Origin of the sequence: Polaromonas sp., from assembly GCF_012927415.1 — a bacterium.
In the GTDB taxonomy this organism is placed as follows: domain Bacteria; phylum Pseudomonadota; class Gammaproteobacteria; order Burkholderiales; family Burkholderiaceae_C; genus Polaromonas.
In genome coordinates, this window is sequence record NZ_JABBPF010000161.1 from 16,116 (window position 1) to 27,754 (window position 11,639).

10 protein-coding genes are annotated in these 11,639 nt (G+C 60.7%); 6 read left to right on the forward strand and 4 right to left on the reverse strand.

What is annotated here, in order from left to right:
• The 5 genes from HHJ19_RS13505 to HHJ19_RS13525 all read left to right on the forward strand — a co-directional run bounded on the left by HHJ19_RS13505 (window position 1) and on the right by HHJ19_RS13525 (window position 4,871).
• Window positions 1-1,110, forward strand: coding sequence for a hypothetical protein (locus tag HHJ19_RS13505; protein ID WP_296908238.1), 1,110 nt, complete (start codon window positions 1-3; stop codon window positions 1,108-1,110).
• A complete protein-coding gene (locus HHJ19_RS13510; protein WP_296908240.1) occupies window positions 1,107-2,000 on the forward strand; it encodes a LysR substrate-binding domain-containing protein in 894 nt (297 codons plus the stop codon). Before HHJ19_RS13505 ends, HHJ19_RS13510 begins: the two co-directional genes overlap by 4 nt.
• A gap of 205 nt (window positions 2,001-2,205) precedes the next feature.
• Window positions 2,206-3,708 (forward strand): FAD-linked oxidase C-terminal domain-containing protein, encoded by a 1,503-nt coding sequence (locus HHJ19_RS13515; protein ID WP_296908242.1) that lies wholly within the window; start codon window positions 2,206-2,208, stop codon window positions 3,706-3,708.
• 61 nt (window positions 3,709-3,769) lie between these two features.
• A complete protein-coding gene (locus HHJ19_RS13520) occupies window positions 3,770-4,153 on the forward strand; it encodes a CidA/LrgA family protein (protein WP_296908244.1) in 384 nt (127 codons plus the stop codon).
• Window positions 4,146-4,871, forward strand: coding sequence for an LrgB family protein (locus tag HHJ19_RS13525; RefSeq protein WP_296908246.1), 726 nt, complete (start codon window positions 4,146-4,148; stop codon window positions 4,869-4,871). The genes HHJ19_RS13520 and HHJ19_RS13525 overlap by 8 nt, the downstream gene beginning before the upstream one ends.
• A 59-nt stretch (window positions 4,872-4,930) precedes the next feature.
• Here the strand turns inward: HHJ19_RS13525 and HHJ19_RS13530 are convergent, their stop codons facing one another.
• Together HHJ19_RS13530 and HHJ19_RS13535 are read right to left on the reverse strand one after the other, a co-directional pair.
• Entirely contained in the window at window positions 4,931-5,482 is a 552-nt protein-coding gene (locus HHJ19_RS13530; protein WP_296908248.1) for a polymer-forming cytoskeletal protein, read from the reverse strand.
• 179 nt (window positions 5,483-5,661) lie between these two features.
• Window positions 5,662-7,521, reverse strand: a complete 1,860-nt coding sequence (locus HHJ19_RS13535; RefSeq protein WP_366929410.1) for a carboxyl transferase domain-containing protein — start codon at window positions 7,519-7,521, stop codon at window positions 5,662-5,664.
• A gap of 198 nt (window positions 7,522-7,719) precedes the next feature.
• Here HHJ19_RS13535 and fusA point away from each other — a divergent pair, with 198 nt between their 5' ends.
• Window positions 7,720-9,825 (forward strand): elongation factor G, encoded by a 2,106-nt coding sequence (gene fusA / locus HHJ19_RS13540; RefSeq protein WP_296908251.1) that lies wholly within the window; start codon window positions 7,720-7,722, stop codon window positions 9,823-9,825.
• Between the two features lie 85 nt (window positions 9,826-9,910).
• On the opposite strand, the gene HHJ19_RS13545 is transcribed toward fusA, so the two are convergent.
• Together HHJ19_RS13545 and HHJ19_RS13550 are read right to left on the reverse strand one after the other, a co-directional pair.
• Window positions 9,911-10,750, reverse strand: coding sequence for a hypothetical protein (locus tag HHJ19_RS13545; protein WP_296908252.1), 840 nt, complete (start codon window positions 10,748-10,750; stop codon window positions 9,911-9,913).
• A gap of 14 nt (window positions 10,751-10,764) precedes the next feature.
• Window positions 10,765-11,607, reverse strand: a complete 843-nt coding sequence (locus HHJ19_RS13550) for a YaiO family outer membrane beta-barrel protein (protein WP_296908253.1) — start codon at window positions 11,605-11,607, stop codon at window positions 10,765-10,767.
• Between the last annotated feature and the right edge of the window lie 32 nt (window positions 11,608-11,639).

Below are 11,639 nucleotides of genomic sequence, written 5' to 3' on the forward strand. Positions count from 1 at the left end.
ATGACGGTGCTGCGCTTGCTCAAACCGTTCGGCGTTTTACTGCTAAGCCTCTGCCTGGGGGCGGCGCATGCCGACAAGCTCGACGACAACCTGCAGACTGTTTGGGAAAGCCTGTGGGATCAACGGGGCTCCCCAAGATCGGTACTGCGTTGGAACAAACCGATCCACTACCGTATCCATGGTCCCGATGCTTCTCGCCATCAGGACCATATCCGCAGCGCGCTGCAAGCCGTGGCGGAAATAGCCCACATTCAAATTATCGATGTGTCTGCTCAAGCCGATGCCGAGACAACCGTTGCGCTTGATCTCGAAGTAGTCAAGGACACCGATTTGCGGGACAACGAGCCCTGTGTCACCTACCATCGCAAACTGAACGGCGGCGCGTTGGAAAAAGTATCTGTCAAGATGCGCTCGAGAGATACCTGGCGCTGTACATTTCACGAGATGATGCATGTTATGGGCATCATCGGTCACCCCTCGGGCAAGACAGTGCTCAGCTATTTTCCCTATCGGCGCGACGCGTTGATGGACCTTGACCAACTCATGCTTGCCGCCTGGTATTCGCCTGCCATGCCCGAAAATGCAACGCCCTTGGAGGCGCTGGTAGTCCTCAGCGATGCCGTGGCCAGACAGAGTGATCTTGGCGTGCCCGCCGGGGATGCCAGTCTGCGCTCCGGGGCTTTCAACCAGCGTATGCTGCAGCAGATGGAATCCCTGGCAGCTGGCCAGGGTGAAATTCCCGCAATCATTCTTCGTTCAGGCAAGGCAAGCCAGCTGTTCATCCGCAACGCTCAACCCGTGGCAGCTTTCTTTGTCGGGATGGCGTACTTCCGTGGCGTTATTACCCACCAGGATTCCGTAACCGCCGCCCTCTGGTTCAAGCGCGGAGCAGAAAAGGGCAATCTTCCGGCTCAGTTTGCGTGGGGCGCTGCCCTGATGGAGGGCATCGGTGTCGAAGCTGACCATCTGGCCGGAATCGCGTGGTTGACTCTGGCGGCAAAAACCGGAATTCCTTTCATCGTCAATTTTCTCGCCTTGGTCGAGAAAAAACTGAACCCGGAGGAGCTTGAAAAGGCGCGTGCCCAGCCCGCCCCTCAAGTGGATTTATGAATACCCGAATTCCGCCCATTCAATGCCTGCTGACCTTTGAAACGCTGGCCAGATTGCGCAGCGTGACCCAATCGGCCGAGGAGCTTTGCGTCACGCCCAGTGCGGTCAGCCACCGGGTCAAGCAGCTGGAACAGATCATCGGCACCAAGCTATTTGGCCGGGCTGATTTTTCATTGACGACCGAAGGCAGCGAATACCTCGCCCATGTACGCGAGGGCCTGGCCACGCTGCAAAAATTTCCGGGTATGGCAGGTCAGAGCGCCACGCCGGGCAAACGCAAGCTGCGGCTGGCCGTCACGCCCACGTTCGCGCGCTCCATCCTGATTCCGCGTCTGCGCCAGTTCACCGATGCCTACCCCGAGATCGACCTCACGCTGCAGGTGTCGATTCCCCTGCTTGATGTGGTGGCCGAAGACGCTGATCTGATCGTTCGCTTCGGCACCGGCCGTTATGCCGATGTCGAACATGTCTGCCTGCTCAGGGATGAGGTCACGCCGCTGGCCTCCCCCGCCTTTGTGCGCGAGCATGGGCCTTTCGACACACCCGAAGACCTGGAGGGGATCAGCCTGTTGCGCTCCCCGCTGGAACCATGGCGCACCTGGTTCGAAGCGCACCAGCTCGGCTGGCCCGAACCGGTCGATGGCTCTCAATTTAACGATATCGGCCTGATGTGCGATGCCGCCGCAGCCGGCATGGGCATAGGCCTGATCCGCCTCAAGCTGGGCGCGCCCTGGTTGGAAAACGGCTCACTGGTTCGACTTGGCGGCAACACCTTTTTTGGCAGCAACATCCCCAGTCCGCACGCGCACTACCTGTGCTGGCGCACCGGCACGATGGAGCGCTGGGAATGCGCGGCTTTTGCCGACTGGTTGCGCAAGAGCCTGGTTTAGGAGTGGCTCGCGCCGGCTGGCTGCAGCGCGTCAATTTACGCATCAAATCGGTCTGCAGTCCATTGAATACGGCCCTATATTGCTATTATAAACAGAGCATTTACGGCGGTATGGCGTTTTACCGGTTTCACGCGCCACATTAAATTTCTTCACTCCCGGCACGGGCGGTTTGCACTACAGTCTGATTTAACTGACGGAAAACGACATGAACGCACCCGCTTCGCTGCAACAGCTTTTCCAAACTGAACGATCGGCGCGCCAGGCGCAAGTCGTGCGCGCCCTGCAGGCCGTGCTGCCCGGCCACGCGCTGCTCTGGAACAGCGAGGACACCACGCCTTATGAGTGCGACGGACTGACGGCCTATCGCGAGCGGCCGCTGGTCGTGGCGCTGCCCGAGACTTATGCCGAGGTGCAGGCGGTGCTCAAGACCTGCCATGCGCTGGCGGTGCCGGTGGTGGCGCGCGGCGCGGGTACCGGCCTGAGCGGCGGCGCCCTGCCGCACAAGCTGGGTGTGACACTGTCGTTGGCCAAGTTCAACCGGATTTTGAAGCTGGACCCGGCCAGCCGGACCGCAGTCGTGCAGGGCGGCGTGCGCAACCTGGCGATTTCAGAAGCTGCTGCGCCGCATGGCCTGTATTACGCGCCAGACCCGTCGAGCCAGATTGCCTGCACCATAGGCGGCAACGTGGCCGAAAACTCGGGCGGTGTGCATTGCCTGAAATACGGTCTCACGGTCCACAACGTGCTCAAGGTCAAGGGCTTCACCATCGAGGGTGACGAAGTCGAGTTTGGCAGCGATGCGCTGGATACCGCTGGCTACGACCTGCTCGCCGTCATCATCGGCAGCGAAGGCATGCTGGCCGTCACCACCGAAGTCACCGTCAGGCTGATTCCCAAGCCGCAACTGGCGCGCTGCATCATGGCCAGCTTTGACGATTTGCGCAAGGCCGGCGACGCGGTGGCGGCGGTAATTGCGGCGGGTATCATTCCGGCCGGGCTCGAGATGATGGACAAGCCGATGACCGCCGCCGTGGAAGATTTTGTGCATGCCGGTTATGACCTCAGCGCGGCGGCAATTCTTCTTTGCGAAAGCGATGGCACGATCGAGGAGGTGGAGGAGGAAATCGGCCGCATGAGCGCGGTGCTACAGCTCTACGGGGCCACGGCCATCGCGGTCAGCCAGAACGAAGCCGAGCGGCTGCGCTTCTGGAGTGGCCGGAAAAACGCTTTTCCGGCCTCCGGCCGCATCAGCCCGGATTACATGTGCATGGACTCGACCATTCCACGCAAGCGCTTGGCCGACATTCTGTTGGCGATTGCCGGGATGGAAATTAAGTACGGCCTGCGCTGCGCCAATGTGTTTCATGCGGGCGACGGCAACCTGCACCCGCTGATCATGTTTGATGCAAATGATGCCGACCAGCTGCACCGCTGCGAGCTGTTTGGCGCCGAAATTCTGGAAACCAGTGTCGCCATGGGCGGCACGGTGACGGGCGAACACGGTGTGGGAGTGGAAAAGCTCAACTCGATGTGCGTGCAGTTTTCTGCCGAAGAAAACGAGCAGATGTTTGGCGTGAAGCGCGCGTTTGACGCCCGCAGCCTGCTCAACCCGGGCAAGGTGATTCCCACGCTGAACCGGTGCGCCGAATACGGAAAAATGCTGGTGCGTGGCGGGAAAATCGCGCACCCTGAATTGCCCCGCTTCTAGCGCTCGAAGCAGCCATGGGCACCATTTCCCAACCATCGGCCAGCCGGGCTGGCAGCCAGCAATGAACGGCTTGCGTGGAATGGCCTGGCTGCTGGTCTTTCAATCAATTGGTGAGTTGCTGGCGCGTGGGTTGGCTTTGCCGCTCCCGGGCCCGGTCATCGGTATGATCTTGCTATTACCAGCACTGCGCTTGCCCGCGGTGCGCGAGTCCGTTTCAGGCTGCGCCGACTTTCTGCTCTCTCACCTTTCGTTACTCTTCGTGCCGGTTGGCGTAGGGGTGATGACGCATCTTGCGCTGCTAAACCAGTATGGCCTTCGCATGCTGGCCGTGCTGCTGCTGTCCACCCTGGCCGGTTTGAGCGTCACTGCGCTGAGCCTTCACCTGTTGCGCGACCGCAGCGGCGCAGCTTCCGCATCTTCGGAAAAGGACGATCCGCATGGCTGATTTTGTCCAGTTGTGGGTCTATCTCTCAGCAACGCCGCTGTTCGGCCTGACCGCCACCCTGGTGGTGTACGTGCTTGCGCACGCGATTTATCTTCGGGCGGGTCAAGCACCCTTGGCCAATCCAGTCCTCTGGTCTGTGGTCGTTTTGGCCTGTGCCCTGCTGGCAAGCGGTGTGTCCTATCCAAGCTACTTCGCCGGTGCGCAATTCATTCACTTCCTGCTGGGCCCGGCCGTGGTCGCCCTGGCCTGGCCACTGTGGCTGCGACGCGCAGAACTGCGCCGGCGCTGGGGCCGCTTGCTGCTTGCAGCGCTCGCCGGTGGCAGTGCTGCAGCAGGTTCGGCCTTTCTGCTCGGGACGGCCTTGAGCCTTCCTCAAGAGGTGCTTCGCTCACTGGTGCCCAAATCAGTCACCGCGCCGGTGGCGATGGGAATTGCCGAGCAGATCGGCGGCATTCCGGCACTGGCAGCCGTGTTTGCGGTGATTACCGGACTGGTGGGTGCGCTCAGCGCCAAATACCTTTTTGCTGCCATGCGCATCCCAACAGACGCTCAGGGCTGGGCAGCGAGGGGTTTCGCGCTGGGCACCGCGGCGCACGGCCTGGGCGCTGCCCGTTCCATGCAGGTCAATGCCGACGCCGGCGCTTATGCCGGGCTCGCGCTGGGCCTGCAAGTGGTGCTGTCGTCGCTGTTGATTCCGCTGGCTTTCGAGCTCTTGTAAACCGGCCGCAATCAGCACGACCGTCCAGCCGCGCTGCTGCGGCCAGGATGCTCGTTTTATTAAACTGCCTGCAACCCTTGCTTGGCCGATGCGGCCGGTTTGGCGCTGCCTTGTGCGCCGAACAAAATTTCTCCCGAAAGCTGGCCACCTTCCTCAACGACAAGTTTGCCGTAGCGAATGACGCCGGTGACCTTGCCGGTCGAATAAATCATCAGCCTGTCGCGCACGGTCAGGTTGCCGCTGAATTCGCCACGGATTTCGGCCACATCAATTTCGGCCGAACCCTTGAAAGCGCCCTGCTCGGCAATCTGAATGACACGCGAGTCCATGGTGGCTTCAACCAGGCCTTCGACGACGAGTGTGTCGCAGTCGGTGATTTCAACGCCCTTGAGTTTGATATTTGGGCCAACCGTCAGCTTGCTGCCGCCTTCTTTGGCGACCGCTGGGGCTGGTGCGTCGCTCACAGGCTTGGTCGTGTTGGGTTGGCTTGCTGATTGGAAAGCAGACTGCAGGGTGCTGGATGAATTGGAGCTCCCGTAGCCGCTTGCTGCACCAGGGCGCACGCCGGTTGGTGTCTCATTGTCTCGCTTGCCAAAAAACGGTGTTGCCATGTGACTTCCTTAAAAAGAAAGCATGGTACGTCCGCAACACCTTGAAATATTTACCGTTATGCAAGAGAAGTAACAAAATTAATTTTTTACATTTGGAATGTCGTGCTGGCGTTCACCATCCAGAGAAAAAATACACTCGCCAACCGTCGCGACAGCCGACTTGCTTCACACCTTATTTCTTACCAGCTGTCTATGAAGCGGGACTGGGGAAACGCAGCGCTTGCAGGCGGCTTTGCAGTCTGCAAGCCCCTGGCAATCCAGGTTCGCGTTTGCGCCGGATCAATCACGGCGTCAATCTCCAGCGTTGTCGCCACATTGATGGCGCTGCCGCTGTCGTATTGTTTCGCCAGCAGTTGCTGATAAAGCGCTTCCCGGGCAGGGCCGTCTGGCAGGGCTTCAAGTTCCTTGCGATAGCCCAGCCTGACGGCGCCCTCCAGCCCCATGGCGCCGAATTCGCCGGTCGGCCACGCCACCGTGAATTGGGGCGAATGAAAGCTGCCCGCAGTCATGGCCATCGCACCCAGCCCATAACCCTTGCGCAGCACCACACTGAAAAATGGCACGCGCAAGGCAGCAGCCGCAACAAACATGCGGCTCGCATGCCTGACTTGCGCCTTTTCTTCGGCGCCCGGGCCCACCATAAAGCCGGGCGTATCGACAAAGCTGACAAGCGGCAGCCCATGCGCATTGCACAACTGCATGAAGCGCGCAGCCTTGTCAGCAGCATCGGCATCAATGGCACCGCCCAGCTGCGAAGGGTTATTGGCCAGCAGACCCACCGCGCGCCCCTCAATCCGCGCCAGCGCGGTGTGGATTCCTTGTCCGAAACCCGTGCGCAATGCGAGCATGCTGCCCTGGTCCGCTACGCCCTCCAGCACAGCCAGGGTGTCATATACGCGCAGCCGGTTTTGGGGGACCAGCTCGCGCAGCGGCATGGCGTCAGGTGATAGCCAGTCCTTTATGCGGCCCTGGAAAAAGGAAAGGTAGTGGCGCGCCGCCGCGACCGCCAGCGCTTCGTCATCCACCAGCACGTCAATGACGCCGTTGCCATGTTGCACCGTGGCCGGGCCAATCTGCTCCGGGCTGAAAATACCCAACCCGCCGCCTTCCACCATTGCCGGGCCGCCCATCCCGATATTGCATCCCCGGGTGGCGATGATGACGTCGCTGCAGCCAAGCAGCGCTGCGTTGCCGGCAAAACAACGCCCCGCCACCACACCCACCACCGGCACCTGCCCCGAAAGACGCGCATAGCCGGCAAAGGTGCTGACATGCAGGCCTGCCACGATGGGCATGTCGGTATCGCCGGGCCGGCCGCCGCCGCCCTCGGCAAACAGCACGACCGGCAACCGGTTTTGCAGGGCGATGCCGAGCATGCGGTCGGTTTTCTGGTGGTTGCGCAGGCCCTGAGTACCCGCCAGCACCGTAGCGTCGTAGGCCATCACCACCACGCGGCTGGCTTCGGCGCCGAACAGCAGGCTGTTGACGCTGCCAATTCCTGTCACCATGCCGTCTGCGGGGGTGTTGCGAATGAGGTCCTGTTCGCTGCGGCGGCTGCGCTGCGCGGCCACCGCGAGCGCGCCGTACTCCATGAAGGAATCATCGTCGCACAAGTCCGCAATGTTGGCGCGTGCGGTGCGCAGGCCCAGCGCATGCCGTCTGGAGACGGCATCGGTCCGGTTGGCATCCAGCGTGCTGGCTTGGCGGTCAAGCACCCGCCTCAAATCGGGCCGGGCGCGCAGCGCGACGGCCTCAGGCGATTCAGCCGCTGCGGCCCTGGTGCTGGCCGGCGTCATGGCCGGCTGCCGCGACATAATTTTTTCAGCCAGTGTGCATTCTGTCAATGCGGCCAATACAGCACCTTCGGCCACGACTTGGCCCGCGGCAAAAAACAGTTCGCCGATCACGCACCCGGTGGGCGCTCGAAGCTCGTGCTCCATCTTCATGGCCTCCAGAATGACCAGCACATCACCGGCCGCCACGATGTCACCCGGCTGGACCTGCCATTGCACAATCTGGGCCTGAAGCGGGGAAAACAGTGTTGTCATCAACCGATTTTGCAGCCACCCGCTGGACACAGACCGTCAAGCAGGCGACAGGCGCTGCGCGCCAGATGTCGCGTTGCGGCGCGCTTCACGAATTCGAGCAGTCTGGCTTGCACGCAGAAGCGGAAAACCCGCACAACAAGATTCGGCTCTTTGGCGCAAACTTAAGGTTCTGTCTTGAAGGAGATCGCCATGCTACGCCGCACACCCATTGAGCGCTATCGCAACATCGGCATCAGCGCCCACATCGACGCTGGTAAAACCACGACGACCGAGCGCATTCTGTTCTACACCGGGGTGAACTACAAACTGGGCGAAGTCCATGAAGGCACGGCGACCATGGACTGGATGGCGCAGGAGCAGGAGCGCGGCATCACCATCACTTCAGCGGCGACCACGGCGTTCTGGAAAGGCATGGCCGGCAATTACCCCGAGCACCGCATCAACATCATCGACACGCCGGGCCATGTGGACTTCACCATTGAGGTCGAGCGCTCGATGCGCGTGCTCGATGGCGCGGTGATGGTCTACGACGCAGTTGGCGGGGTGCAGCCGCAGTCCGAAACCGTCTGGCGCCAAGCCAACAAATACAAGGTGCCGCGTATCGCCTTCGTCAACAAGATGGACCGTATCGGCGCTGACTTCTTCCGCGTGCAACGGCAGATTGGCGAGCGCCTCAAGGGCGTGGCCGTACCGGTGCAGATTCCAGTCGGCAGCGAAGACCATTTCCAGGGTGTTGTCGACCTCGTGAAGATGAAAGCCATCATCTGGGACGACACTAGCCAAGGCCTGCATTTCGACTATGGCGAGATTCCCGCGAACCTGCTGGGAATGGCCCAAGAGTGGCGCGCCAAAATGGTCGAAGCGGCGGCCGAAGCCAACGACGAGCTCCTGGGCAAGTACCTTGCGGGCGAGCTGCTTAGCGAAGACGAAATCAGGCAGGGCCTGCGCCAGCGCACCGTCGCCAGCGAAATCGTGCCCATGCTGTGCGGCAGCGCCTTCAAGAACAAGGGGGTGCAGGCCATGCTCGACGCGGTAATCGACTACCTGCCTTCACCGATGGACGTGCCGGCGATCCTGGGCCATACGGAGGACGACAGCGATGCCGAGCGTCACCCGAGCGACGATGAACCGTTCTCGGCGCTGGCCTTCAAGATAATGACCGACCCGTATGTCGGGCAGCTGGTCTTTTTTCGCGTTTATTCGGGCGTCGTCAGGACTGGCGACACGGTTTACAACCCGGTCAAAGGCAAGCGCGAGCGACTGGGCCGCCTGCTGCAGATGCATGCCAACGTGCGCAACGAGATCAAGGAGGTGCGTGCCGGTGACATCGCGGCGGCGGTAGGACTGAAGGACGTGACCACCGGCGACACGCTTTGCGACGCCGAAAAAATCATCATCCTTGAAAAGATGGTGTTCCCCGAGCCGGTAATTTCGCAGGCGGTCGAACCCAAAACCCAGGCCGACCAGGAAAAGATGGGCATCGCACTGAATCGCCTGGCACAGGAAGACCCTTCATTTCGCGTGCACACCGACGAGGAGTCGGGCCAGACCATCATCTCGGGCATGGGCGAACTGCACCTCGAAATCCTGGTGGACCGCATGAAGCGTGAGTTCGGTGTGCAGGCCAACGTCGGCAAGCCACAGGTCGCCTACCGGGAAACCATCAGGCAGGCGGTCAAGGACGTCGAAGGCAAGTTCATCAAGCAGTCGGGCGGGCGCGGCCAATACGGCCACGCCGTGCTCACCCTGGAGCCTCAGGCGTCCGGCAAGGGCTATGAGTTCGTCGACGCGATCAAGGGCGGCGTGATTCCACGGGAATACATTCCGGCCGTCAACAAGGGCATTCAGGACACGCTCAAGGCCGGCGTGCTGGCGGGCTATCCGGTCGTCGACATCAAGGCCACGCTGGTGTTCGGCTCCTACCACGACGTCGATTCCAATGAAAACGCCTTCCGGATGGCTGGTGCACTCGCTTTCAAGGAAGGCATGCGGCGCGCCAGCCCGGTGCTGCTGGAGCCTCTGATGGCAGTCGAGGTGGAGACACCGGAGGATTTCACGGGTCATGTGATGGGCGACCTCGCCTCACGCCGTGGCATGGTGCAGGGCATGGAAGAAATCGCCGGCGGCGGCGGCAAGCTGGTGCGCGCCGAGGTGCCGCTGGCAGAAATGTTTGGCTACTCGACCACGCTGCGTTCACTGACCCAGGGCCGCGCAACCTACACCATGGAGTTCAAACGATATGCCGAAACGCCTGTGGATGTATCGGCGGCAATCAGCCGCGGCAAGGGCAGCTGAAAAGTCGCCCCGGCCCGCTAACCGGAGATAGCGGCAGGACTACCGTACTCACACGGCAAAGTCCGTCGCGCCCCGTCATCGCGCGTCAGATCGTCGCTTCGGCCGGCGCGTTGCTGACAACCCATGAATACAGCGCAACGAAAATCAGGGCATCAAAGACAGCACCGAAACAGATATACAGAACAGGCATGAAAAGCACCGAAAGGTGCTGCATGATGAAGGCGTGCGCCAACACCTGGTGGGGGATCAGGATCACGAAGAACAGCAAAATTAAGGCCGTATTGAAGAGCTTCATCACCACGCTTTGGTTCAGTATGTAATAACCCACCGCCAGCATAACGGGCATTGCCAGCATGCCGACATACCCCATGGTCATGAGTTCTTCGCTATGGCGTGCAATGCTGTAGGGAAAGGTCGAAGGCGACAACCAAAAATATAGCAGCGCGACGAATTGCACCACGCAGACAATACGTAGCGGATATTTAAGTGGCAACCGGGCATTATTCATGCGCGCCGAAAAAGCAAACGCAATCAGCGTCAGCAGCGTGGTGATCGTCAGGGCGATCGTGTCGGGCAATGGCGCGCCGTCTGACGCCTTGGACAGATTCAGGGCGTGTTGCCCCGAGTCGTTAAGCCGGCGCGAAAGGCCGATCGGCAAATCCAGGCCGCTGGACCAGAAAAGAATGCAGCTGCGCCAGAAGTCGAATAGCTGCGGCTTGGCCCAGAACAACAAACCGCAAAGCATCAGCGGCAGGATGACGGCTTGCGCCAATAGGGAGGGCGTCACCTTCAGCGGCGTGATGGCGCGATGTGGGCGTATCTTGACGAGACGACCGCGGGCGTCCTTGGCGGCGGAAAAGGCCGCATGAAAAACGCGATCGTGCTCGCGGGCTTGCTCAGACGCGGAGTTTGCAGTTGAGTTCATGGTGGGCAATCCAGTCAGAAATCGTGAAAGACGCCGACATTCAAGCCGCTCCGGCGATACAGCGGGTTGGTGTAGCGGTTGGCACTGACCAGCAGGCCGGTATGCGGGTTCAGCCAATGCCGCCAGACGACACTGGCCTCCCGGCTGTTGAAGTTCACGAGTTGCGTGTTGGCGGCAATGGCAAGATAGCCTTCGCCACCCCAACCGTAACGCGCGCTCACCAAGTCCTGCTTGTCGCGGCCGTAGGTGACCGCGACGAATTGCTGCTGGGTCTGAACGGAACCCGGATTGCTGCTGTTCAGGCGCACGCCGCCCTCCACAATCCAGGGCGCCTCGAAGTAATAAGCCCCGCCCAATGACACGCTCTTGTCGGTATGGCCATCAGGCGCGTTGTAATAGCCCAGGCCGACTGAAGCCACAAAATTTCGATTGGGTAGAAACTTACGATAGAGTGCCATGTCAATGCGATAACGCGGCAGGTAGAAGGCACCGTCACCCACCCCGAGTCCGGCCCATCCAAACCAGTCTTCGTTGAAGGTGTAGGTATCGCTCAAACCGACAAAAGCGCCATTTTTGTCAAACCTTCGGTTCAAAGACACCTCGCCCTGAAGAAGATGCCGGGGCAACCCGTAGCTGCCGCGCAACGTCAGCTCTCGCCAGTCGCCAAAGCCCGCGCTGAGGCTCTGGCCTCCCGCGGTAAGTTCAAGGCTGCGCTTTCCTTCATCGGCCACCGGCACCAGGGTTGCCGGAGTGTTGATCTCCTGCGGTTGGACATCGGATTGGGCTACCGGCTGGGCTTGCGCGGACCATGCGCTGATCATGAGGGCCAGCAGAGCAAGAGGCATATTTTTCAACATGAAACTCCATTGTTAAAATTTTCAGCTAAGGC

What these genes read in the sequence shown, in the direction of transcription:
- HHJ19_RS13530 (WP_296908248.1), bottom strand. Translation starts at nt 5,482, where the DNA reads ATGGCAACACCGTTTTTTGGCAAGCGAGACAATGAGACACCAACCGGC.
- HHJ19_RS13550 (WP_296908253.1), bottom strand. Translation starts at nt 11,607, where the DNA reads ATGTTGAAAAATATGCCTCTTGCTCTGCTGGCCCTCATGATCAGCGCA.
- HHJ19_RS13505 (WP_296908238.1), top strand. Translation starts at nt 1, where the DNA reads ATGACGGTGCTGCGCTTGCTCAAACCGTTCGGCGTTTTACTGCTAAGC.
- fusA (WP_296908251.1), top strand. Translation starts at nt 7,720, where the DNA reads ATGCTACGCCGCACACCCATTGAGCGCTATCGCAACATCGGCATCAGC.
- HHJ19_RS13510 (WP_296908240.1), top strand. Translation starts at nt 1,107, where the DNA reads ATGAATACCCGAATTCCGCCCATTCAATGCCTGCTGACCTTTGAAACG.
- HHJ19_RS13525 (WP_296908246.1), top strand. Translation starts at nt 4,146, where the DNA reads ATGGCTGATTTTGTCCAGTTGTGGGTCTATCTCTCAGCAACGCCGCTG.
- HHJ19_RS13545 (WP_296908252.1), bottom strand. Translation starts at nt 10,750, where the DNA reads ATGAACTCAACTGCAAACTCCGCGTCTGAGCAAGCCCGCGAGCACGAT.
- HHJ19_RS13515 (WP_296908242.1), top strand. Translation starts at nt 2,206, where the DNA reads ATGAACGCACCCGCTTCGCTGCAACAGCTTTTCCAAACTGAACGATCG.
- HHJ19_RS13520 (WP_296908244.1), top strand. Translation starts at nt 3,770, where the DNA reads ATGAACGGCTTGCGTGGAATGGCCTGGCTGCTGGTCTTTCAATCAATT.